At 39.4% G+C, this 22581-nt stretch carries 23 protein-coding genes and 2 tRNA genes; 1 reads left to right on the top strand and 24 read right to left on the bottom strand.

From position 1 onward, the window contains the following. Window positions 1-65 precede the first annotated feature (65 nt). The 7 genes from trmFO to QM923_RS01675 all read right to left on the bottom strand — a co-directional run bounded on the left by trmFO (window position 66) and on the right by QM923_RS01675 (window position 7054). Window positions 66-1400, bottom strand: a complete 1335-nt coding sequence (trmFO, locus tag QM923_RS01705; RefSeq protein ID WP_414290627.1) for a methylenetetrahydrofolate--tRNA-(uracil(54)-C(5))-methyltransferase (FADH(2)-oxidizing) TrmFO — start codon at window positions 1398-1400, stop codon at window positions 66-68. Between the two features lie 133 nt (window positions 1401-1533). Then, the gene (gene rsmI, locus QM923_RS01700; protein WP_414290626.1) at window positions 1534-2412 is read right to left on the bottom strand and encodes a 16S rRNA (cytidine(1402)-2'-O)-methyltransferase; all 879 of its coding nucleotides are present in this window, start codon (window positions 2410-2412) and stop codon (window positions 1534-1536) included. Between the two features lie 2 nt (window positions 2413-2414). Then, on the bottom strand, window positions 2415-2732 hold the full coding sequence (gene yabA, locus QM923_RS01695) for a DNA replication initiation control protein YabA (RefSeq protein ID WP_414290625.1): 318 nt from the start codon (window positions 2730-2732) through the stop codon (window positions 2415-2417). Window positions 2733-2767: 35 nt separating this feature from the next. Continuing rightward, window positions 2768-3652 (bottom strand): DNA polymerase III subunit delta', encoded by an 885-nt coding sequence (locus QM923_RS01690; RefSeq protein WP_414290624.1) that lies wholly within the window; start codon window positions 3650-3652, stop codon window positions 2768-2770. Beyond that, window positions 3649-4287, bottom strand: coding sequence for a dTMP kinase (gene tmk, locus QM923_RS01685; RefSeq protein ID WP_414290623.1), 639 nt, complete (start codon window positions 4285-4287; stop codon window positions 3649-3651). Before tmk ends, QM923_RS01690 begins: the two co-directional genes overlap by 4 nt. 270 nt (window positions 4288-4557) lie before the next feature. After that, window positions 4558-5754, bottom strand: coding sequence for an elongation factor Tu (gene tuf, locus QM923_RS01680; RefSeq protein ID WP_004253262.1), 1197 nt, complete (start codon window positions 5752-5754; stop codon window positions 4558-4560). Window positions 5755-5953: 199 nt separating this feature from the next. Further along, window positions 5954-7054 (bottom strand): AI-2E family transporter, encoded by a 1101-nt coding sequence (locus QM923_RS01675; RefSeq protein WP_060955865.1) that lies wholly within the window; start codon window positions 7052-7054, stop codon window positions 5954-5956. Window positions 7055-7159: 105 nt separating this feature from the next. Between QM923_RS01675 and pbp3 the strand changes: the two genes are divergently transcribed. Beyond that, window positions 7160-8401 carry a D-alanyl-D-alanine carboxypeptidase PBP3 gene (gene pbp3, locus QM923_RS01670; protein WP_414290622.1) on the top strand — a complete coding sequence of 414 codons (1242 nt, stop codon included), beginning with the start codon at window positions 7160-7162 and terminating at the stop codon, window positions 8399-8401. 28 nt (window positions 8402-8429) lie between these two features. Here the strand turns inward: pbp3 and QM923_RS01665 are convergent, their stop codons facing one another. The 17 genes from QM923_RS01665 to QM923_RS01585 form a co-directional block, all read right to left on the bottom strand. Further along, entirely contained in the window at window positions 8430-9827 is a 1398-nt protein-coding gene (locus tag QM923_RS01665; RefSeq protein ID WP_414290621.1) for an APC family permease, read from the bottom strand. Between the two features lie 139 nt (window positions 9828-9966). Beyond that, the gene (locus QM923_RS01660; RefSeq protein WP_414290620.1) at window positions 9967-10536 is read right to left on the bottom strand and encodes a hypothetical protein; all 570 of its coding nucleotides are present in this window, start codon (window positions 10534-10536) and stop codon (window positions 9967-9969) included. Window positions 10537-10555: 19 nt separating this feature from the next. Next, a complete protein-coding gene (gene sufB, locus QM923_RS01655; RefSeq protein ID WP_075567738.1) occupies window positions 10556-11968 on the bottom strand; it encodes a Fe-S cluster assembly protein SufB in 1413 nt (470 codons plus the stop codon). 57 nt (window positions 11969-12025) lie between these two features. Then, window positions 12026-12466, bottom strand: coding sequence for a Fe-S cluster assembly sulfur transfer protein SufU (gene sufU / locus QM923_RS01650; RefSeq protein WP_001218476.1), 441 nt, complete (start codon window positions 12464-12466; stop codon window positions 12026-12028). Beyond that, on the bottom strand, window positions 12453-13679 hold the full coding sequence (locus QM923_RS01645) for a cysteine desulfurase (RefSeq protein ID WP_414290619.1): 1227 nt from the start codon (window positions 13677-13679) through the stop codon (window positions 12453-12455). The genes sufU and QM923_RS01645 overlap by 14 nt, the downstream gene beginning before the upstream one ends. A 10-nt stretch (window positions 13680-13689) precedes the next feature. Next, the gene (gene sufD, locus QM923_RS01640) at window positions 13690-14952 is read right to left on the bottom strand and encodes a Fe-S cluster assembly protein SufD (RefSeq protein ID WP_414290618.1); all 1263 of its coding nucleotides are present in this window, start codon (window positions 14950-14952) and stop codon (window positions 13690-13692) included. Window positions 14953-14979: 27 nt separating this feature from the next. Beyond that, window positions 14980-15750, bottom strand: coding sequence for a Fe-S cluster assembly ATPase SufC (sufC, locus tag QM923_RS01635; RefSeq protein WP_000114489.1), 771 nt, complete (start codon window positions 15748-15750; stop codon window positions 14980-14982). Between the two features lie 154 nt (window positions 15751-15904). After that, entirely contained in the window at window positions 15905-16099 is a 195-nt protein-coding gene (locus QM923_RS01630) for a DUF3272 family protein (RefSeq protein WP_414286549.1), read from the bottom strand. 22 nt (window positions 16100-16121) lie between these two features. Further along, the gene (gene dnaX / locus QM923_RS01625; protein ID WP_414290617.1) at window positions 16122-17786 is read right to left on the bottom strand and encodes a DNA polymerase III subunit gamma/tau; all 1665 of its coding nucleotides are present in this window, start codon (window positions 17784-17786) and stop codon (window positions 16122-16124) included. Beyond that, window positions 17786-18283 (bottom strand): GAF domain-containing protein, encoded by a 498-nt coding sequence (locus QM923_RS01620; protein ID WP_414290616.1) that lies wholly within the window; start codon window positions 18281-18283, stop codon window positions 17786-17788. The genes dnaX and QM923_RS01620 overlap by 1 nt, the downstream gene beginning before the upstream one ends. 84 nt (window positions 18284-18367) lie before the next feature. Continuing rightward, window positions 18368-19570, bottom strand: a complete 1203-nt coding sequence (rpsA, locus tag QM923_RS01615) for a 30S ribosomal protein S1 (protein WP_004253232.1) — start codon at window positions 19568-19570, stop codon at window positions 18368-18370. A 160-nt stretch (window positions 19571-19730) separates the two neighbouring features. Beyond that, window positions 19731-19802: transfer RNA gene (locus tag QM923_RS01610), tRNA-Gln, on the bottom strand. 9 nt (window positions 19803-19811) lie between these two features. Further along, window positions 19812-19892, bottom strand: a tRNA-Tyr gene (locus QM923_RS01605). A 49-nt stretch (window positions 19893-19941) separates the two neighbouring features. After that, window positions 19942-20172 (bottom strand): DUF2969 domain-containing protein, encoded by a 231-nt coding sequence (locus QM923_RS01600; RefSeq protein WP_414290615.1) that lies wholly within the window; start codon window positions 20170-20172, stop codon window positions 19942-19944. A gap of 134 nt (window positions 20173-20306) precedes the next feature. Then, the gene (gene pcp, locus QM923_RS01595; protein WP_414290614.1) at window positions 20307-20951 is read right to left on the bottom strand and encodes a pyroglutamyl-peptidase I; all 645 of its coding nucleotides are present in this window, start codon (window positions 20949-20951) and stop codon (window positions 20307-20309) included. Window positions 20952-20964: 13 nt separating this feature from the next. Then, window positions 20965-21888, bottom strand: coding sequence for a DUF979 domain-containing protein (locus QM923_RS01590; protein WP_414290613.1), 924 nt, complete (start codon window positions 21886-21888; stop codon window positions 20965-20967). Then, a complete protein-coding gene (locus QM923_RS01585) occupies window positions 21885-22574 on the bottom strand; it encodes a DUF969 domain-containing protein (RefSeq protein ID WP_414290612.1) in 690 nt (229 codons plus the stop codon). The genes QM923_RS01590 and QM923_RS01585 overlap by 4 nt, the downstream gene beginning before the upstream one ends. Window positions 22575-22581 lie beyond the last annotated feature (7 nt).

Raw genomic sequence — 22581 nt, 5'->3', positions numbered from 1 at the left:
ATCCTACCTATTTTATCACAATTTCAAGGATTTTTATAGTATCATGAACAATTCTTTCAAAAAATTTAGATAGATAAAAATTTCTCTAAATCAGATAAGGCACGTTCTGCAATTTTCTCATAACGAGCCTTTTTATCACGAATACGCTCACCTTCTAACTCCTTGATAATCCCGAAGTTGACATTCATGGGTTGGAAATGCTTGCTATCAGCATGAGTGATATAATGAGCTAAACTACCGATTGCTGTAGTCTCTGGGAAAATAGCCTCGCTTTCTCCCTTGAAAAGACGAGCAGCGTTTATCCCCGCAACCAATCCTGAAGCAGCTGACTCAACGTAGCCCTCTACACCAGTCATCTGACCAGCAAAGAAGAGATTTGGCTGTTTCTTAGAACGGTATGTTTGCTCAAGAAGATTTGGCGAATCCATATAGGAATTACGATGCATGACGCCATAGCGAACAAACTCAGCATTTTCAAGACCTGGAATCATTTGGAATACACGTTTTTGTTCTCCCCATTTGAGGTGAGTTTGGAAACCAACGATGTTATAAAGACTTCCAGCCGCATTGTCCTGACGAAGCTGAACAACTGCATACGGTGTTTTAAAGTCGCCATCACGAGGCCCTTTATAGTCTTCTGGATATTCTAGACCAACTGGTTTCATAGGGCCATAAAGCATGGTTTTAATGCCACGTTTAGCCATAACTTCAATTGGCATACAGCCTTCAAAGTACTTCTCTTTTTCAAAAGAATTAAGGGGTGCATCTTCCGCATTGACCAAGGCTTCATGGAAATCCATAAACTCTTGCTTGGTCATCGGAGCATTGAGGTAGGCAGCTTCTCCCTTGTCATAACGAGACTTGAGATAGACCTTGCTCATATCGATAGTGTTGACGTCGATAATAGGCGCTGCCGCATCGTAGAAATAAAAACCGTCACCACCATTAAGAGAATGAATTTTCTCAGCCAGGGCATCGCTAGTTAAAGGACCAGTCGCTACAACTGTAATAGCATCTGTTGGCAATTCTGTGATTTCGTCACGAACGATCTCAATCAAGGGATGATTGGCAATTTTTTCAGTAACCATTTGAGAAAAACCGTCACGGTCAACCGCGAGAGCACCACCAGCAGGAACCCGCGTTGCTTCTGCTGATTCTAAAATCACAGAACCAAGACGACGCATTTCTTCCTTGAGGAGCCCGACAGCATTTGTAAGAGCATCCCCTCGTAATGAGTTGGAACACACTAATTCTGCAAAATTATCTGTTTTATGCTGAGGTGTTGATTTGACACCACGCATTTCATAGAGTTTAACTGGAATACCACGCTCTGCGATTTGGTAGGCTGCTTCAGAACCCGCCAATCCAGCACCGATAACATTGATATAAGATTGAGACATGACACTAATACCTCTTTGGGTGGAACCTAGGTCCAAATAAAAACAAGCCACTGGACTGTTTGACACCCACAAATCTTTCTAATTTTTCTTTTACTAGTATAACAAAAAAAGGGAAGAAGGAAAACTTCCCTGTTTAGTCATTAGATTGATTCTCTTCCCATTCGTGGTAGGCAGCGTAGAGCTGACTTTTGTTCCACTGATAAATCTTAGCGACTTCCTTAATGGCTTGATTTTTCTTAACACCTTCTTGGATACGATTTTGTATTTCAGAGAATAAATCTTCTTCATCCTTATCTTCAACTTCTAGACTAGCACCTTCTACGATGAGAAGACACTCGCCCTTGAGCGGTGTTTCAGAGATACTTTCAAGCAACTCAGTGATTTTCCCCCGTTGGTATTCTTCATAAATCTTAGTCAATTCTCGAACTAGAGCTACTGGACGGTCACCATAAACTGCTAGCATATTTTCTAGCGTATCAGCCACACGATGTGGAGATTCATAGAAAATCTGGGTCTCAGGATAATCTTTTTTTGATTCGAAAAATTGCTTTTGTTGTCCCGATTTTCGAGGTAAGAATCCATAGAAAATATGAGGTTGTGGAGCTAAACCACTGGCAATCAAGGCAGAAATTCCTGCGCTAGCACCTGGAACTGTGACAACTGCTATATCTTCTTCAATTGCCGCCTTAACCAAATCATGCCCAGGGTCCGAGATACTAGGCAGACCCGCGTCAGAAACCTGAGCAATACTTTGTCCTGCTTTCAGGAAACCAATCAAATCAGGAATTTTTTCCTTGGCATTGTGCTCATGAAAACTGATTTGTTTGGTTGAAATATCGAAATGCTTCAGCAATAGACCGGTATTACGAGTATCCTCGGCAGCAATCCAATCAACTTCTTTCAAAGTCTGAATAGCACGAAAGGTCATATCTTCTAGATTCCCAATCGGCGTTGCAACAAGATATAACTTACCATATGGTGACTGCCCTTTAAAACTTTTTTGAATCTGCATGCTTACTCCCTAAACAACAATTCATCACAAAACATACATTCTGCATCTTGTTCACGACGTTGGCCATAAAAGTCGCGACACACATGAAAACCGTCGTCATAGATTCGGCTCACGTTTTCTCTAACATGCTTTGTCTTCGTTGAAGCTGTTTCTTCTTCCTCACTCAAGCGCTCTCTCAGTTTATCGTTCTCTAAACGAAGAGCTGTATTCTCTTCTACAACACTCTTGAGATTTTTTTTGATGGCTTCGACATCTGCCAAGGTTGCCAACAACTGTTGAGAAAAATCATCTAAGGCATCAAATAATTCTTTCTTGTTCATGAACAGCCCTTTCTTTTTCTGTTTTCATGTTCATTTTATTGTAAAACTAGGTATTCCAAAGAATTCTGGAAAGACACATTGGCTTTCCACATTTTTCTGGCTTCGAGAAGGTTTTGCAATACTGTACGTGCTACATTTTTTTGAATCTCTTGGCCTGCTAAAACTTCTAAAATTCTAAAGACTTGGTCTTGTTTTTCTTTGTCATCTGCTAAGCTAGCTAATTTTGAGACTTGTAAATAAGATTCCTTTTTCCCAGCATCTAACCAAGAATAGAATCGTTCACTTTCTTCAAGTAGAGTCCAAAAACTTGTTTGATTTATCAGTTTTTCGGCTTCTGCTTGCGATTGACTAAACTCCGCTAAAAGCCTTGCTTTATTTTTGACCAAACCTACTTTTTCCAACTCGACCATAAGATTTTCAGTTTGTTTCTGAAATTGGAAAATTTGAGTCCGACTTCGGATAGTTGGTAAAATCTGCTCTTGATCATTGGTTAAGAAGAAAATATAGGTTTCACTTTGCGGTTCTTCAATGACCTTTAGTAGTGAATTGGCGGCATTGGCATGCATTTTTTCTGCTTGATCAATGATAAAAACCTGACGTTGATTTTCGATTCCTGATTGAGAAAACTGGCCAACTAAATCTTGGATTCGTTCCGTTTTAATGATTTGATTCATCGGACGAATAATGGTGACATCAGGAAATTCTTCCTGATCAATCAACTTACAATTTCGGCAAGACTCGCAAGGTAAGACACCCTGCTTTTCTGTACAGAACAAACTCTTAGACATAAATAAGGCCATCTCCATGCTTCCGAAATACCCTGAAAAGAGATAGGCATGATTCAGCTGTCTTTGTTCTAAGATGTGAACAAAACGTTCAAATTGCTGGGGTTGACAAGCTCTTAATTGCTCTTGATTCATTCAGTCAGCCCCATTCTGTCATATAAAACTTGTTTAGTATTTTCAACCACTTGATTTAGTGGTAAACTAGCATCGATTTTAACAATACGCTCACCTTCTTTTTCAAGAAGGGAAAGATAGCCTTGACGAACTTTTCTGTGCAGGTCTAAACCTTCCAAATCTAAACGATTGACTTCGCGATCGCTGTTTGCCGCGATTCTTTCAAGCCCCTTCTCCACTTCAATATCAAAATAAAGTGTCAAATCTGGTTTAAGACCATCTGTCGCAAATTGATTGAGCCAGTCAATAGCTTCAATATCCAAACCACGACCAAAGCCTTGATAAGCAACTGAACTATCAATAAAACGATCCATGATGACCAATTTTCCAGCTGCAAGTGCTGGCAAGACCTTCTCTACTAGGTGCTGTCTACGACTTGCAATATAGAGAAGCAACTCTGTCTTTGGATCCATCTGAGTATGACTAGGATCTAAAATGACTTCTCGAATCTTCTCACCAATCAAAACACCACCTGGCTCACGTGTTGTTAAAAACTCAATATTCTTTTCTTCTAACAAAGGGAGGATAGCTTCAAGCACACTCGTTTTACCAGCTCCCTCTGGCCCCTCTAAAGAGACTAAAAATCCTTTTGACATGACGAACTCATTTCTTTTTTTCTTCCTTCTATTCTATCAAAAAAACAGGCATTTGTGAAAAGCTTTTTAACCTAATAAAAATTTATTCTGAAAAACTAGGAAATACATTCGTTAATAAATAAGATAAATATTTAATTAAGTTTATATATTCGTAATCAACTACCATACTGTCTTATTTTGTCTTTGTATAACTAGAAAAAAAGAACCTTGCATAGCAAGATTCTTTTAATGTCTGACTTAAATAATTGTTCTTCTGGGAACTAAATCGAATTAAGCTTCGATTTCTGTAACCATACCTGAACCAACAGTACGTCCACCCTCACGGATAGAGAATGTAGTACCTTGTTCTACGGCGATTGGGTGGATCAACTCAACGTCGATTGTCACGTTATCACCTGGCATTACCATTTCAGTACCTGCTGGAAGTTCGATTGAACCTGTAACGTCAGTAGTACGGAAGTAGAATTGTGGGCGGTAGTTGTTGAAGAATGGAGTGTGACGTCCACCTTCTTCTTTAGTAAGGATGTAAACTTCACCTTTGAATTTAGTGTGTGGGTTGATTGAACCTGGTTTAGCGATAACTTGTCCACGTTCGATTTCGTCACGTTGAACACCACGAAGAAGGACACCTACGTTATCTCCTGCAAGACCTTCGTCAAGTTGTTTACGGAACATTTCAACACCAGTAACAACTGCTTTTGAAGTTTCTTCTTTGATACCAACGATTTCGATTTCGTCGTTGACACGAACAGTACCACGGTCGATACGTCCTGAAGCAACTGTACCACGTCCAGTGATTGAGAATACGTCCTCGACTGGAAGAAGCAATGGTTTGTCAGTGTCACGTTCTGGTTCTGGAATGTACTCATCAACAGTGTTCATCAATTCCATGATGATGTCTTCGTATTTAGAGTCACCTTCAAGAGCTTTAAGAGCTGAACCTTGGATAACTGGAAGATCGTCACCTGGGAAGTCGTATTCTGAAAGAAGGTCACGGATTTCCATTTCAACCAATTCAAGCAATTCTTCGTCGTCAACCAAGTCGATCTTGTTCATGAAGACGATAAGGTGTTTAACACCAACCTGACGTGAAAGAAGGATGTGCTCACGAGTTTGTGGCATTGGTCCGTCAGTTGAAGCTACTACAAGGATAGCTCCGTCCATTTGAGCGGCACCAGTGATCATGTTTTTAACGTAGTCCGCGTGTCCTGGAGCGTCGATGTGAGCATAGTGACGTTTTTCAGTTTCGTACTCAACGTGCGCAGTGTTGATAGTGATACCGCGTTCGCGTTCTTCTGGAGCAGCATCGATAGACGCATAGTCTTTAGGTTGGTTAACTGCTGAAGGCAAGCGACGTGCCAAAACAGTTGTGATAGCTGCAGTTAGGGTAGTTTTACCGTGGTCAACGTGTCCGATAGTACCAATGTTAACGTGTGGTTTACTACGATCGTATTTTTCTTTTGCCATTTGAGTAAAAGCCTCCAATAAAATATATTTTATAGATAGACAGTAGGCAATACAGTCTAACTTTCCTTACTATTTTATCAAATTTTAGCTAAATTGCAAGTGTTTTACAAAGTTTTTATTAATTATTCTTATTCTTACTATAAGTTGTCGATTTATTGATAAAAAAAGAAACGGATGAATCCGTTTCTTTTTAAACTCTTTATTTTTCTCCCACTTCTTGTACTTCTTTATGTTTTTCATAAAGTCGGACTAGGAATTTGGATATTTCTTTGAGAATTGAGTAGGTAGGAACGGCAACGATCATACCTACGACACCATAGATATTACTTGACAACAATAATAGCACGAGAATTGTAATCGGATGAACTTTCATGACTCCGCCAACAATACGAGGGTATAGGATATTCCCGTCTACTTGTTGGATAATCAGCATATAGATAACTGCTATAATCATCTTTTGAGGATCCGTAAACAGATTTGAAATAATCATCGGAATTAGTCCAATACTCGGTCCAACATAAGGAATCAAATTTGCTAAACCTGAGAAAATAGCAAAAACTAAAGCATATTTTAAGCCAATCACACTATAACCGATAAAAGCCAAACACCCGATAATAAATGCATCGATTGATACTCCACTTATGTAACGGGAAATGGTCTCATTCAAGTTTGTTATTAAACCAGATATATTGAGTTTGTCTCGCTTTAAAATAGTTCTTTCTAGCATCGGTAAGAATTTATGACCATCTAAAAGGAAATAAATCAAGAAAACCGGTGTCATAATGATAATTAAAACAGTGCTTACCAAAGCTGAAAGGACACTTCCCACACTATTTGTCACACTATTTAAGATATTTTGTAAAATATCGACATAAGAAAGATTTAATTGTTGGATTGTTTGTTGAATATCTAGCTCTTGGAAAGTAGGATATTTCGATAATTCTATCACTAAATCTTGGATTCGAGAATAGATATCTTGGCTAGAATTAATCAAGCTACTCAACTGATTGATTAAAATAGGCAAGAGATAGACGACAGCTATCACTATGGTTCCAAAGAGAACACAAAGTGTTAACAAAATCCCAATGATTCGATTAATGCGACATTCCTTCTCTAAAAAGATAACGATTGGATTTGTTAAGTAGTAGAGAAATCCTCCCAATAAGAAGGGAATCATGATTGTATTTACGACACTTACAAATGGTGTAATAATAGCACCCATTTCTCGCCATAAGTAGAAAATAAGGGTTATTAATAATATCTCAGTGGTCCAGAAGAATAGTTTATTTCTCCGAAACATAAGCCACCTCCTCTTTTTCCTATTTTACCATATTTCCAAAAAGATTGATAACCTACATTATAAAAACAAGAATATTTTTTGTCTTTATGATAGAATAAAGTTACTATGAAGAAATTATTTTTAACATTAATCACGCTTATTTCATTTGGTTCTGCTACTACTGTTTTTGCTCAGGATTTTGATGTCGCAGCAAAACACGCCATCGCTGTTGAGGCTAACAGTGGTAAGATTTTGTATGAAAAAGATGCGACCCAACCGGTTGAAATTGCCTCTATCAGTAAACTACTTACCGTTTACCTAGTATATGAAGCTCTAGAGCAAGGCAAAATCACTCTTTCTACCCCAGTGGAAATTTCAGATTACCCCTACCAGCTCACAACCAACTCCGAAGCAAGTAACGTTCCTATGGAAGCTCGTAACTACACTGTTGAAGAGTTGCTAGAAGCAACATTGGTATCTAGTGCCAATAGTGCAGCTATCGCGTTGGCAGAAAAGGTTGCTGGATCAGAAAAAGACTTTGTTGATATGATGAAGGCTAAACTTCTTGAATGGGGAATTCAAGATGCTACCCTCGTCAATACAACTGGTCTAAATAATGAAACTCTTGGGAATAATATCTATCCTGGTTCTAAGAAAGATGACGAAAATAAGATGAGCGCCTATGATGTTGCTGTTGTCGCTCGTAATCTTATCCTCAAATATCCTCAGGTTTTAGAAATCACGAAGAAACCTTCTTCCACTTTTGCAGGAATGACTATTCATTCTACAAACTCAATGTTAGATGGTATGCCTGCCTACCGTGGGGGAATTGACGGCCTAAAAACTGGAACTACTGATAAGGCTGGAGCATCCTTTGTCGGAACAACTGTAGAAAAAGGAATGCGTATTATTACAGTTGTCCTTAACGCTGACAACCAAGATACCAATCCTTACGCTCGTTTCACAGCAACTTCAGCTCTTCTGGACTATATCTCATCTAATTTTGCTCTTCAAACAATCGTTAAGCAGGGGGAAAGTTACCAAGATAGCAAATCTCCAGTTTATGACGGGAAGCAAGACACGGTTACAGCAGTCGCTAAAGAAGATATAAAAATTGTTCAACGTCTTGGTAGTCGAGCGGAATCAAGTGTTACATACACACCTAATGCTACTGAGCATGTTGCTCCTCTAGAAGCAGGTACGGTCGTTGGACATCTGACCTATGAGGACAAGGACTTAGTCGGTCAAGGTTATATTACCACTGACAAGCCGACCTTTGAAATGGTCGCTGAAAAGAATGTTGAAAAAGCCTTCTTCTTAAAAGTATGGTGGAATCGTTTCGTTCGTTTTGTAAATGAAAAATTATAAAAAATCGCGAGAAATCGCGATTTTTTCTTTATTGATTTTTTGATAGTGTAGAGTTTTTATAGCCATAAGTAAAGTAAGTAATAACTCCTACTACTAGGGCTAATACAAATGCTATCCAAGTTTCAAGAGTATATTGAAGCATAAAGGATAGACAAATCAGAATCGATAAGATTGGTAGAAAAGGAACCAAGGGCGTTTTAAATTCTCCCTCTTTAGGTTCTCCCTTGTCTTTTCTTAATTTAATTATCCCATAAGCTAAGAGAATGAGATAGGCTAAAGTACAGATGTTTAGAAAGGCTGCGATACTTGATAGAGGAAAGATTCCAGCTGCAATCGCTGAAACTGCACCTGTCAAGACGGTTGCATTCTTAGGAACACGACTGGTCTTGGTTACTTGTTTGAAACTTTGAGGCAATAGTCCATCGCGGGCCAAGCTATAAATCATTCGAGACAAGGCATAGGTCATTGAAATACATACTGTAATCAAAGTAAAAATAGCAACCAGAGAAACATAATTAGCTGCCCAACCAATACCAATGCTTCTAAGAGCAAAAGCCACTGCATCATCAACATTGAGCTTACTATAGTGAACGATACCAGTTAATATCAAGGTAACCATGGCATAGAGAATAGTTACAATGATCAAGGATAAAACAATACCACGAGGAACGTTCTTTTGTGGATTTTGAATTTCATCAACTGCCATAGAAATGGACTCAAAACCTAGGAAACCAAAGAACATAAGAGAAGCTCCTGCCATAATACCAGAGCTACCTCCATATATCTTACCAAAACCAAAAGGTGCAAAGTCTGACCAATTTTCAGGTTTAATGTACCAAATTCCAACTAAGATGAATAAAGCAAGAGCAGAGAATTTTAAAACTACTAGAATGGAATTAAATCGAAGCGCAGCCTTCGAATTCAATAAGACCAGTCCCGTAACAAGTACTAGAACTAGAATTGGCAGGAGGTCGATATATGTCCCTTGCTCTGGATTAAAGGTTCCATTTAAGGCTTGAGGCATTGAGATTCCATAATGGCTAAGCAACCCCTTAAAATAGGCCGCCCAACCTGAAGCGACACCAGAAACAGCTGTCATAAATTCCATGATAGTCAGCCAACCTGCAATCCAGGCTGGAAATTCTCCCAAAATTGCATATAAATAACTATATACTCCACCCGTTGCAGGAACACGAGAAGCAAATTCTGCAAAAAAGAGAGCAGATAAGGACACACAGAACGCAGAAATCACGATAGATACCACAAGAGCAGGTCCTGCAAGTGTTGCTGCAGCTGTTCCTGTAATGGTAAAAATACCAGTTCCCACCATGGCCCCAATTCCTAAAAGAATTAAATCCCATAATTTCAAATGACGATGCATTTCTGTTTTACTTAGACTGAAGTCTTTTGTTCTAAAAATATTCATTCTTGATCTCCACTAACAATAATTGTTTTATTTTACCACAGATAATGTATTTTGTGAATATTTATAAAATTGTATCTAAAAAAACTGAACAAATTCGATATTTGCTCAGTTTTTATTTATAGTTAAAATTCAACAGTTATTATACTTCGTAGTATGGGAAAGGACGGTCACTATCTAATGGACGATTTGGTACTTCTTTTTCCAAAATAGCGCGCCAACCAGATACCAATTCTTCAAAAGTCAATTTGGCTTCAGGAGAAGCTGTTGTAAGCTTCCGTCCAAACCAAGCCATGGTTGCAGTTTCAAACTGAAGCATAGCATAGTCGATTACCGGTACATTAGCCTCTTCATAATTCTCATTTACTGCTTGGGCAACTTCTGATGCTTGTGGAAGAAGTTGATAGCTGATTTTATCTACAACACTTGCGTCCATCTCTCGCCAAGAAAGTAATTGACCATCTACCTGATAAAAGAGTTCAAAGGTTTCTTGATTTTTCTTAAAATTGGTAAGAACAAAAGCACGTTCTACTGCCTCTAGACCACCAACAGCCTTGACAGCGTTTATCAAGAGGTTTTGTTCCATTTGTCTCCAATAATCATCAGCTTCTTCTACTAAATCAATTGTGAAAGGTGGGACAATTTCCTCGGCAGAAATTTCGCCTTTATTCGCTTTCTCGATATTACCAAATAATTTTTTTAAGAATCCCATTTGCTTCTCCTTTTGGGTTTTATCCAACTGACCCTTCCATTTCATAGCTAATCAAGCGGTTAAGCTCAACTGCGTATTCCATTGGAAGTTCTTTTGTAAATGGCTCTACAAATCCCATGACAATCATCTCAGTTGCTTCAGATTCTGACAGACCACGGCTCATAAGGTAATAGAGTTGCTCTTCTGAAATCTTAGATACCTTGGCTTCGTGCTCAAGAGCAACTTGCGAGTTATGAATTTCATTAAATGGAATGGTATCTGATGCTGACAAGTCATCCATGATAATGGTGTCACACTCGATGTGAGAAACAGATTTCTTAGAGTTTTTATTAAAGGTTACTTGTCCACGGTAGTCTACCTTACCTCCACCTTTGGCAATAGACTTAGACACGATAGATGAACTAGTATGTGGAGCATTGTGAATCATCTTAGCACCAGTGTCCTGATGCTGTCCAGCATTAGCAAAGGCAATCGAAAGCATGGTACCACGCGCTCCTTCTCCATCTAGGTAAACAGATGGATATTTCATAGTCGTTTTTGCACCCAAGTTTCCATCAATCCACTCAACAGTCGCATCTTTCAAAGCTTTAGCACGTTTGGTTACCAAGTTATAAACGTTGTCAGACCAGTTTTGGATAGTTGTATAGCGCATGTAAGCTCCATCTAAAGCAAAGATTTCTACAATGGCGGCGTGCAAGCTGTTGCTTGAATAAGTTGGCGCTGTACATCCTTCTACGTAGTGGACACTTGCTCCCTCATCAACGATGATCAAGGTACGTTCAAACTGACCTGTATTTTCATTGTTTATACGGAAGTAGGTTTGAAGAGGAATATCTACCTTGACACCTTTTGGTACATAGATGAAGGTTCCACCTGACCATACTGCTGAGTTTAAGGCTGCTAACTTGTTATCTGTCGGCGGTACCAACTTAGCAAAGTATTGTTTAAACAAGTCTGGGTATTCCTTGAGGGCAGAATCTGTATCTGTAAAGATGATACCTAACTTCTCAAATTCTTCCTTCATGTTATGGTAAACCACTTCTGACTCATACTGGGCAGAAGCTCCAGCTAGATAAGCACGTTCAGCTTCTGGAATACCGATACGTTCAAAGGTTTCTTTAATCTTTTCAGGTACATCATCCCAGGAACGAGCTGGTTTATCAGATGGTTTTTGGTAGTAGATCAAGTCATCAAAGTCAATCTCTGACAAATCTGCTCCCCAAGTTTGCATGGGCATTTTCATAAAGGTTTCGTAAGATTTTAATCGAAATTCTAACATCCACTCAGGCTCACCCTTAGCAGCGGATAATTCCCGAATAACCCCTTCGTTCAATCCTTTACCTGTTGATAAGATTGGTTCCACATCATCATGGAAACCAAATTTATATTCACCAAGATCGATTGGTTTTGGTTCTACTCTTTCTTCAGCCATAATATCCTTTCTTTCATTCTTCATTTCTATTGATTTATAAGACAAAAGAAACTTGTCTTACTTATTATCTTGATTTTCAATTGTTTTCTTAAGGGCATTCCAAGCTAGGGTTGCACACTTGATTCGCTGAGGGAATTTAGCAACACCTGACAAGAAAGCTGCGTCGCCGAGACTATCTTGTCTGTCATCTTTTTGCCCTTGAACCATTTCAGAAAAAATGGTTGCTAATTCTAATATCTCTTGCTTTGTCTTACCTAAAACTGCATCCGTCATCATACTAGCAGAGGCCGTTGAAATGGTACAGCCTGAGTTTAGAAAAGCAATATCTTCCAAACGATCTTCTGCATCAAACTTAACAGAGAGATTGATGACATCACCGCAGGTCGGATTGTTGAGACTGATTTGTTCAGCATCTTCTAACTTTCCTTGATGATGGGGATTTTTCGAATGGTCTGCTACCACTGCCATATAGAGGCTATCTAGTTTAGAAAGTGCCATTGAAAAACTCCTTTGTCTTTAGTAAGGCATCGACTAGTTTATCGCAATCTGCCTTGGTATTGTAGATATAAAAACTTGCACGAGCTGTTGCTGGGACGTCCAAATATTGAAGCAGAGGTTGCGCACAATGGTGACCCGCACGAACTGCCACTCCTTCATAATCCAGAGCAGTCGCGAGGTCGTGAGGATGAAGGTCACCTAGGTTAAAGGCAATGACACCTGAACGTTGAGCCAAATCTTGCGAACCGTAAATGGTCAAACCTTCAATTTCTTGCAACTTTGGAAAGACGTATGCAATAAGTTCTTGTTCATGGGCTTCAATGGTATCCATGCCAATGTTTTCAAGATAATCCACGGCAGCTGCAAGTCCGATTGCACCAGCCATGTTAGGAGTTCCAGCCTCGAATTTCCAAGGCAACTCCTTCCAGCTAGCAGATTGCTCATAGACGAAATCAATCATCTCGCCACCAAATTCAACTGGTGACATTTGCTCCAGATATTTTTCTTTACCGTAAAGAACACCAATACCAGTCGGACCAGCCATCTTGTGACCTGAAAAGGCAAAGAAGTCAACATCCAAGTCCTGGACATTAATCTTCATATGAGGCGTAGACTGAGCACCATCCACCACCATAATAGCTCCAACTTGGTGAGCCATTTGCGTGATTTCTTTGATAGGATTAACCACTCCAAGAACGTTTGATGCGTGAGCTAGTGAAACAAATTTAACTTTGTCAGTCAATTTAGTACGCAAGTCACCCATATCCAGAGCTCCATCTTTGAGATAGACATAAACAAGCTCTGCCCCAGTCTTTCGGCAAGCTTCCTGCCATGGAATAATATTGGAATGGTGTTCCATGACTGAAATCAAGACCTGATCTCCCTCAGTCAAGATTTCCTCAGCGAAACGTGCCACCCAGTTGAGACTAGTCGTAGTTCCTCTAGTGAAGAGTAGTTCCTTTGTCGAACCTGCGTTGATAAACTTACCAATGGTTTCACGAGCAGCTTCATAAGATGCTGTCGCACGCTCTGCTAAGGTGTGAACCCCTCGGTGAACATTTGCATTATCCTGTTCATAGTAGCGGTTAATGGCTTCCAGAACAGCTAGTGGTTTTTGTGTCGTCGCAGCATTATCCAAATAAACCAGAGGTTCGTCATTGACAATCTGATCTAAAATTGGAAAATCCTTGCGAATAGCTTCTGCATCTAACATAGGCTTCCCCTTAGCGTTTTGACAATTTTTCTTCGATCGTCGCAATCATTTCATCACGAACTTCTTTGACTGGAATCTCAACGATAACGGATCCAAGGAAACCACGAACAACCAAACGTTCTGCAGTGGCTTTGTCCAGCCCACGGCTCATAAGGTAGTACATATCTTCTGGATCCACTTGTCCGATAGACGCTGCATGCCCTGCAGTGACATCATTTTCATCAATCAAAAGAATTGGGTTAGCATCTGAACGCGCTTGGTCAGAAAGCATGAGAACACGGCTTTCTTGTTGGGCATCTGCTCCCTTAGCACCCTTGATGATGTGGCCAATACCATTGAAGGTCAAAGTTGCTTTTTCAAGAATTACTCCATGTTGAAGGATATTACCAATAGAGTTGCAACCATAGTTAGTTACTCGAGTATCAATCCCTTGCACCTGACGACCACTTGAAAGAGCTACGACCTTGAGGTCTGCATGGCTACCATTTCCAAGTAGGTCACTATCAAAGTCAGCAACAACATTTCCTTCGTTCATGACACCGATAGCCCAGTCAATACTTGCATCGTTGCCTAATTTACCACGACGGCTAATGTAAGCAGTGACGTTTTCACCTAGACGGTCAATCGCAGCAAATTTCACTTGAGCACCAGAACGTGCAATCACTTCAACAGTGATATTAGCAGTCGCCTTAGCGCTACCCTCACCGCGTGATTCTAAACGTTCGAGGTAGCTGATTTTAGAGTTTTTACCTGCAATGATCAGAATATGCTTGTTAAATGGCACATCACTATCACTATCTTGGTAGAAAATTCCTTCGATTGGTTCTGTGATTTCGACATTGTCTGGAATATAGAGAACAGCACCACTATTAAAGTAAGCTGTGTGGTAGGCTGCCAATTTGTCATCGTCGTATTTTACTGATGACATGAAAAATTCTTCTACGAGTTCTGGAATTTCTTCTAAAGCCGAATGGAAGTCTGTAAAGACTACTCCTTGTTCAGCCAACTCAACTGGGATTTGCTCAAAGACTGTTTGAGTACCTAATTGTACCAATTTCAACTGATTGTCAATAGCTGTAAAATCTGGAATATTTGCTGTTGGTTCATTCTCCGTAATCGTTCCATCACCCAGGTTCCAACGATGAAATTTTACACGCTCAATGACTGGCAATTCCAAACTCTCAATCTTATCAAAAGCTTTTTGACGGAGGTCTGACAACCAGCTTGGTTCAGCGTGCATTTCTGAAAAAAGTTTAATAGTTTCTTTAGTCATTTACTTCTCCTAAAAGATACGAGGGAATTACAATTCTTCCTTGTAGTCATAGCCAAGTTCTTCAGCTAGTTTCGCGTATCCTTCACGCTCCAAGCGTGCAGCCAATTCTGGACCACCAGAAAGAACAACACGACCTTCCATCATAACGTGTACCACATCTGGTGTGATATAGTTCAAAAGACGTTGGTAGTGAGTAATGATCATAGCACCAAAACCTTCACCACGCATAGCATTCACACCTTTAGAGACAACTTTAAGGGCATCAATATCAAGACCAGAGTCAATCTCATCTAAGAGGGCGAAAGTTGGTTCCAACATCAAGAGTTGAAGAATTTCGTTACGTTTTTTCTCACCACCTGAGAAACCTTCATTGAGGTAACGCTCTGCCATTTCTTCTTTCATGTTGAGCAATTCCATTTTTTCGTCTAACTTAGTGATAAATTCACGAACTGAAATCTTCTCATCATCTTCTTTACCAGCATTCATAGCTGCACGAAGAAACTCAGCATTTGTAATCCCAGGAATTTCTGATGGATATTGCATGGCAAGGAAGAGTCCCATACGCGCACGCTCATCCACTTCCAATTCAAGGATGTTTACACCGTCAAACAAGACTTCACCTTTAGTGACTTCATAGTTTGGGTTCCCCATAATAGCAGCTGAAAGAGTAGACTTACCGGTACCATTTGGTCCCATGATAGCTGCAATTTCTCCTGTTTTAAGAGTCAGATTGACCCCTTTTAAAATTTCTTTTCCTTCAATTTCAACGTGAAGATCTTTGATCTCTAATACTGACATGATTGTTCCTTTCTTTTCATCCTTTTTACTGTATTTACCTGAAATTTAACCTTTTTAAATCCCTAGAAAAACACAGTAAAATGTCAATAAATATACCTTAATAGTATAACAAAAAAAAGCCTAAAAGGCTTCGATTTTGTCTAGAAGCTAGGAGCTACTTCTTCCCTTGAAAATGATCATCTATAGCGCTCACAATTTTACCCATGATATAACTCACGCGAAAATTTCTCAGGATCAAAATAGCCCAAAGCAAGGCCACGATATACCGTTGCTCCATGATGGATTCATTAAAAAAATAAGTCTCAGCAGCAGTAAATAAGGCCATGATAGTGAATTGTTGTCTGTTCATAGTCTTCTACCACAAATTCCTTTTAGTCTTCTGTTATCGTCACTTTATCTGCTAAAAATTCAAACCCTTGAGGAAGTATTGACTCTTCAGTCTCTTCCTTCACGACTTGCTCTTGAGAACCTTTAGCTCTGCTTGAAAATGCAGCTCGAACTTCCTTCCACTCTTCCATAGAAATAGCAAGAATCTCTGGAGAAAATCCAGCAGCTCGGCTAAGAATATTGCCAAACATAGTGTTTAGATTATCGCGTTTCATAGTCTGACCAGCATTAAAGTTAGATTCGAAAGCCAAAATCGCATGATGTTCATTAGCAGCAACTGGTTTAGAACCAGCCAAGAGTGCCTTATCTGGACCAGATAAGCTTTCAATGACTTCTCCCCAAGCATTCTGAAGACGGATTAAGTTTTGACGAGCTAAGTCTGGATTTTCTACTGCTTCTTGAAGAATAGACTGCACCTTATTTCGGTCTACACGATAGATTGACTTACTGTTAGTCGGACGACTTGGTGTAGAAACATTTTGTTTGGGATTAGAACCAACATTGGCAAGAGCTTGTTTCAATCGTGCAACTTCTTCTCGAAGAGAAGACAATTCCTCAGCCACCTCACCTGAAAGTTCTGGTTGAGAATCAATTTCTGCTAAACGAATAGTCATCATTTCGGCATAAATTTTAGGTTGTAGGCTAGCCTTAATATCAGCTAGACTTCTAGTAGCAAGACTAATCATCTCAAACAAGACATCCTGCGGAAGAGCTAAGTTTCTCTCAAATGCATCACTATGATGTGTATTTTCGCCGCCTGCTTGAACAATTAAGATATCACGTAGATATTGCAGCAAATCGACTACAAAACGTGTCATGCTCTTTCCATTCTCAAAAATCAGATCAAGATTTTGAAGGGCTCCCGGTACATCCTTTTGAGCTAAAGCAGCTACGTAATGATCCAAGGCACTTAAACTAATGGTACCAGTGATTTCTTCTGAGACTGCTGTTGTCAATGTAGCTTCTTGGGTTAAGCTTAATGCCTGGTCTAGAATTGACAAGGCATCCCGCATCCCACCCTCAGCTCGTCGAGCAATAATTTCAACAGCTTCTGTTTCGTAATCAATCCCTTCTTTTTCTAAAATCTGGAAGATATGATCTCGAATATCCTGAGTCTTAATGGACTTGAACTCAAATCGTTGAACACGAGACAAAATAGTTGCAGGAATTTTATGAAGCTCAGTCGTTGCCAAAATAAAGACTACATTTGGAGTTGGTTCTTCCAGTGTTTTCAAAAGGGCATTAAAGGCACCTGTCGAAAGCATATGAACCTCATCAATGATATAAACCTTATACTGAGCTATACTTGGAGCATAAGTTGATTTATCACGAATATCACGAATTTCATCCACCCCATTATTAGAAGCAGCATCCATTTCGATAACGTCTTCTAAACTTCCATCCGTAACCGCTTGACAGATATAACAGTTATTACAAGGTTCTCCCCCTACTTGATTAGGGCAGTTCATAGCCTTAGCAAAAATCTTAGCCACACTAGTCTTACCAGTTCCACGAGGCCCTGAAAATAGGTAGGCGTGACTAATCTTATCCTGTTCCACAGCCTGTTTAAGAGTTCTAGCAACAACTTCCTGGCCCACTAACTGTGAAAAATTTTGACTTCTATATTTTCGATAAAGCGCCTGATACATTATGCTTTCTCCTCAAACATTGAAAATTTCCATTCTGTCTTATCTAGTAAAATGGACACAAACTCTTCTAAATACTTCTGATCCATTTCATCATAATCATCAACATGAGATGAGTCCAAATCTAATACACCCAGAAGCTGTCCATTTTTTACCATTGGAAGTACAATCTCGCTACGAGCACTACTATCACAAGAAATATAGTTTGGATAAGTCTTGACATCACCAACGATAACTGTTTGACGGCTAGCCGCTGACTCTCCACAAACTCCTTTTCCAAGCGCAATTCTAACACATGAGACTCCACCCTGAAAAGGGCCTAAAATAAGCTCATCTCCGTCATATAAATAGAAACCTGCAAAGACAGTACGAGGAAAGTTCATTTTTAAGAGAGCACTGGCATTTGATAGATTAGCCAACACATTGGTCTCGCCTTCCAAAAGACTAGAGAGTTGTTCATTTACAATTTGGTAAATTGATTCTTTTTCGGAATGTAACATAAATCCATTATATCAAAAAATACTAGTTGAAAAAAGAAAAATCCCTTGTTTTACAACAAAGGATTTATAATTAGTTCTGATTGATTAAAGTTCGATGTCTCCGAACAAGTCAGCCATTGAGAATCCTGTTTGAGTTTCAGGAAGTTCAAAGTCACGTTTTTCTTGACGTTTTGGACGACGTGGACGTGGAGCACGTTTTTCTTCGTTTTGTCCTTCTTCTTGAGCTGGACGTTCTTCAAGAGCTTTGATAGAAAGTGATACACGTTCTGCATCAGCATTAACATCAAGAACTTTAACAGTAACTTCTTGACCAACTGTAAGAGCTTCTTTTGGATTTTCAATACGTTTGTGTGAAATTTGTGATACGTGAACAAGTCCATCGATACCTGGCAATACTTCAACAAATGCACCGAAGTCAGTCAAACGTTTAACTGTACCTTCTACAACGTCACCTTTAGCCAATTTTTGCTCAACGCCATCCCATGGTCCAGGTGTTGTTGCTTTAAGTGAAAGTGATACACGTCCTTCTTCTTCGTTAAGGTCAAGGATTTTCACTTCAACTTCTTCACCAACAGTTACAACCGATTTTGGTGAAACGTTACGTTCGTGTGACAATTCAGTCAAGTGAACCAATCCATCAACACCACCAAGGTCGATGAAAGCACCGAAGCTTGTGATACGAGCAACTTTACCAGTTACTACATCACCAGCAGCCAATTTACCGAAAACTTCTGCACGAGCTGCTGCTGTAGCTGCTTCTACAACTTCACGACGTGAAAGGATGAAGCGGTTTTCTTTAGGATCAACTTCTTTGATTTTAGCTTCAAATTCTTGACCTACAAAACGCTCAGTGTTACGTACGAAACGAGTATCCAACATTGAAGCTGGGATAAATCCACGCAAACCTTCAAATTCTACTGAAAGTCCACCTTTAACAGCGCGAGTTCCTTTAACTGTAACAACTTCTTCTTCGCGTCCTACAAGTTTGTCCCATGCTTTGCGAGCTTCAAGGCGTTTTTTAGATACAAGGTATGTTACTGTATCAGTATCTTTACCAACTACTTGACGAAGTACAAGAACATCAAATACTTCACCTACTTTTACAAAGTCATTGATATCAGCATCGCGATCGTTTGTCAATTCGCGAAGAGTCAAGACACCTTCAACACCAGTTCCAGAGATTGCAACGTTAGCTTGATTAGCATCAACTGTCAATACTTCAGCACTAACAACATCACCAGGTTCAACTTGGCTAACGCTATTTAGCAAATCTTCAAATTCATTCATCTAAAAAATCCTCCAACAATCAAGTTTTTTAACTTGACATACTTATAATTTTTTTCCTAAGCACCCGCAAGGACATGTTTATATCGTTCACGTCTTTCAATTATAAAAATAAAATACCCTAAGATATTTTTACTTTTATCTTGAATATATTACCTAAGAACTGGGGTAGCTGGATTCGAACCAACGCATGAGGGAGTCAAAGTCCCTTGCCTTACCGCTTGGCTATACCCCAATAGTGATATGGAGAGAGAGGGATTCGAACCCCCGAACCCGAAGGAGCGGATTTACAGTCCGCCGCGTTTAGCCTCTTCGCTATCTCTCCGACAATCAACGAAAACTATTATATCATGAAAATTTGCAAAAAACAAGCATTATTTTGCTAAATTATAGTTCTCAATCAATATTTCCACAGCTTTTTCAAGATTCTTGTAAAAACTATCGACATTTCCATTCTTTATGATTGCAAATTGGTTGTCTAGTTCGGCAATTTCACCGATTAACTTTTTTCCAATTGTTAATGTGTAACCAGCGTACTTATCTTTTCCAACTACTACTTTAGCATCTGACAATTGAATCTCAATTTTTTTATCTTTTTTGCTCATACCATACCTCTTTTCACTTTTTCTATTTTACAAGAAATTCCCTAATCTAGCAAGAAAAAACTCTCTATCATGCTTATCTTGACAGAGAGTTTAAGGAATAAAATAGAAAATTTTTTAATTTGAAAATTGAATCATTAGTGAGTCGTCCCTCCGACCAACTTCAAATCTTTATCTTTATGATCCACGATAGCACCAATCGCAGCTTCGATACCTCTGACAATATCTCTTAAGCACATGGATGCAGTATTAGTCTTATTTACCACTTGTTCTGTCATATAGGGAATATGCATAAAACCTGCCCTCATATTAGGAAATTTCTTATCCGCTAAATAGAGAGCCTGATACATCAGATGATTGCAAACAAAGGTTCCAGCTGTATTGGATACTGAAGCAGGTAGCCCTTCTTCTTTTATGGCTTGTATCATTGCTTTGATAGGGAGTGTGCTAAAGTAGGCAGCTTCTCCATCAAGGCGAATGGGAGTGTCAATCGGTTGATTTCCTTGGTTATCTGGAATTCTAGCATCATCTTGATTGATAGCAACTCTCTCAGGAGTTAAACTCGCTCTTCCTCCTGCTTGTCCGATACAAAGCACAACATCTGGATGGTATCGATTTATTTCTGCTTCTAAAACCTCTGCTGATTTATAAAAGACTGTTGGAATCTCTACCCAGCGTATCTCAGCGCCATGAATTACAGACGGTAATGATTTAACTGCTTCTAGAGCTGGATTGACCTTTTCACCACCAAAAGGATCAAATCCTGTAACTAATATTTTCATTTTATTTCCTTTACTAAAATGCCAAAAAGTACATCAGAAATACATGTATGATAATCATGACAATAGCTACTCCTACTTGCCCTTTGATAACGCCATTTGGATCTTTCATATCCAAAAGGGCTACAGGTAGAGTATTGAAATTAGCAGCCATTGGGGTTAATAGAGTTCCACAACAACCTGCTGTCATAGCAAGAGCACCCGCCACGATTGGATCTGCTCCCAAGGAAAATACAAAGGGAACACCAATTCCAGCAGTAATGACAGTAAAGGCCGCAAAAGCATTTCCCATAATCATTGAAAATAGAACCATTCCTAACACATAAGCCACTACACCCATCAACCGACTCCCCGAAGGCACAAAACCACTTATCAGATGTGACATTAAATCCCCAACTCCAGCTACAGTAAAAATAGCTCCCAAAGCTCCTAAAAGTTGGGGCACAATCCCACTAGTTGAGACTTGCTGAACCATGCGATTATTTTCTGCCAGCAAGCTTTTAGGAGAATTCTTAGTAATCAATAAAAGAGAGATGGTTGCAAGAAATGCTGCAAGGCTGATAGCAATCTTACTAAACTCAGGAATCATTTTTGCTAATACTAAAGCGATCAAAGCCATCAGCATGACCGGAATAAAAATTTTATTCTTCAACCGTTTAGCTTCAATATTTGCCTTGACTTCATCCAGAGACGGCAAGGTTCCGATACGAACCTGTTTAAAGAGTGTTAGTAGGGCTAAGAGCACTACGATAATTCCAATACAGATAGATGGTAGATAGGAACCACCAATAAAACTGATGCCCAATAAAGCCCAAAACCCAGCTGTTCCATATCGAACTGGGTTTGTTTTGTCTTTATAGCTACAATAGGCCGTGTGAAGAAATTGACAACCAATCACAATATAGGTTAACTCTAATAACTGTCTTGCTAGATTGGTCATTCATCTTTTCCTTTACTAAGCTTATTCGCTAGCAATTTTCTATCAAATAAGTAATTGTACAGCCCTACCACAAGCAAGGCAACTCCTGCAACAATAAGAGAAGCCGAAGCGATCCCTGCATAATTACTTTCGTAACCTAATTGGTCCAGAGTGCCCCCAACTAAGAGGACACCACCTGCACCAACGAAAGTATTCTGAGCAAAGAAATTTGCAAAATTATCATTTGCTGCTGCACGCGCTTTTAGCGCTTCGCTCTCCTGCTCCGTTAATTTTCTACCTAATTGTGACTCTGCCGCTGCTTGTCCCATGGGTTGAACCAAAGGCCTTACAAACTGTGGCTGCCCTCCGATACGAATGGCAAAGAACCCGTCGAGTTCCCGAAAAAAGAAATAAATTGTATAAAAACTTCCTACGGTCAGTCCCTTTATCCTTTGAATCAAGTCAATCGAACGTTGCTTAAGGCCAAAAGTTTCAGATAAACCAACCAAGGGCAAGGTTACCATAAAAATCGTAAGAACTCGTTGATTGCTAAATTCTCTTCCTAAAATTTCCAAGAACTCAACAAGAGAAACTCCAGAAGCTAGAGCTGTAACTAAACTAGCTAAGACTACCGTTGCGATGGTATCTAATTTATAGATAAAACCAACCACAATAATAACTATCCCTATTAGTTTAATCCATTCCATATAGGCC

It is taken from the genome of Streptococcus infantis (genome assembly GCF_047463275.1).
GTDB lineage: Bacteria > Bacillota > Bacilli > Lactobacillales > Streptococcaceae > Streptococcus > Streptococcus infantis_AF.
The sequence above is the reverse complement of the archived record's forward strand: the minus strand, read 5'-3'. Positions and strand labels throughout refer to the sequence as shown.

Coding starts and splice junctions, on each gene's coding strand:
- QM923_RS01645 (WP_414290619.1), bottom strand. CDS start 13,679: ATGTTAGATGCAGAAGCTATTCGCAAGGATTTTCCAATTTTAGATCAG.
- sufC (WP_000114489.1), bottom strand. CDS start 15,750: ATGTCAGTATTAGAGATCAAAGATCTTCACGTTGAAATTGAAGGAAAA.
- tmk (WP_414290623.1), bottom strand. CDS start 4,287: ATGTCAAAAGGATTTTTAGTCTCTTTAGAGGGGCCAGAGGGAGCTGGT.
- pcp (WP_414290614.1), bottom strand. CDS start 20,951: ATGAAAATATTAGTTACAGGATTTGATCCTTTTGGTGGTGAAAAGGTC.
- QM923_RS01590 (WP_414290613.1), bottom strand. CDS start 21,888: ATGACCAATCTAGCAAGACAGTTATTAGAGTTAACCTATATTGTGATT.
- sufD (WP_414290618.1), bottom strand. CDS start 14,952: ATGACTAAAGAAACTATTAAACTTTTTTCAGAAATGCACGCTGAACCA.
- sufU (WP_001218476.1), bottom strand. CDS start 12,466: ATGGCACTTTCTAAACTAGATAGCCTCTATATGGCAGTGGTAGCAGAC.
- rsmI (WP_414290626.1), bottom strand. CDS start 2,412: ATGCAGATTCAAAAAAGTTTTAAAGGGCAGTCACCATATGGTAAGTTA.
- tuf (WP_004253262.1), bottom strand. CDS start 5,754: ATGGCAAAAGAAAAATACGATCGTAGTAAACCACACGTTAACATTGGT.
- yabA (WP_414290625.1), bottom strand. CDS start 2,732: ATGAACAAGAAAGAATTATTTGATGCCTTAGATGATTTTTCTCAACAG.
- QM923_RS01675 (WP_060955865.1), bottom strand. CDS start 7,054: ATGTTTCGGAGAAATAAACTATTCTTCTGGACCACTGAGATATTATTA.
- QM923_RS01690 (WP_414290624.1), bottom strand. CDS start 3,652: ATGAATCAAGAGCAATTAAGAGCTTGTCAACCCCAGCAATTTGAACGT.
- QM923_RS01600 (WP_414290615.1), bottom strand. CDS start 20,172: ATGAGCAAAAAAGATAAAAAAATTGAGATTCAATTGTCAGATGCTAAA.
- dnaX (WP_414290617.1), bottom strand. CDS start 17,786: ATGTATCAGGCGCTTTATCGAAAATATAGAAGTCAAAATTTTTCACAG.
- QM923_RS01630 (WP_414286549.1), bottom strand. CDS start 16,099: ATGAACAGACAACAATTCACTATCATGGCCTTATTTACTGCTGCTGAG.
- QM923_RS01585 (WP_414290612.1), bottom strand. CDS start 22,574: ATGGAATGGATTAAACTAATAGGGATAGTTATTATTGTGGTTGGTTTT.
- pbp3 (WP_414290622.1), top strand. CDS start 7,160: ATGAAGAAATTATTTTTAACATTAATCACGCTTATTTCATTTGGTTCT.
- QM923_RS01620 (WP_414290616.1), bottom strand. CDS start 18,283: ATGTTACATTCCGAAAAAGAATCAATTTACCAAATTGTAAATGAACAA.
- QM923_RS01665 (WP_414290621.1), bottom strand. CDS start 9,827: ATGAATATTTTTAGAACAAAAGACTTCAGTCTAAGTAAAACAGAAATG.
- trmFO (WP_414290627.1), bottom strand. CDS start 1,400: ATGTCTCAATCTTATATCAATGTTATCGGTGCTGGATTGGCGGGTTCT.
- rpsA (WP_004253232.1), bottom strand. CDS start 19,570: ATGAATGAATTTGAAGATTTGCTAAATAGCGTTAGCCAAGTTGAACCT.
- sufB (WP_075567738.1), bottom strand. CDS start 11,968: ATGGCTGAAGAAAGAGTAGAACCAAAACCAATCGATCTTGGTGAATAT.
- QM923_RS01660 (WP_414290620.1), bottom strand. CDS start 10,536: ATGGGATTCTTAAAAAAATTATTTGGTAATATCGAGAAAGCGAATAAA.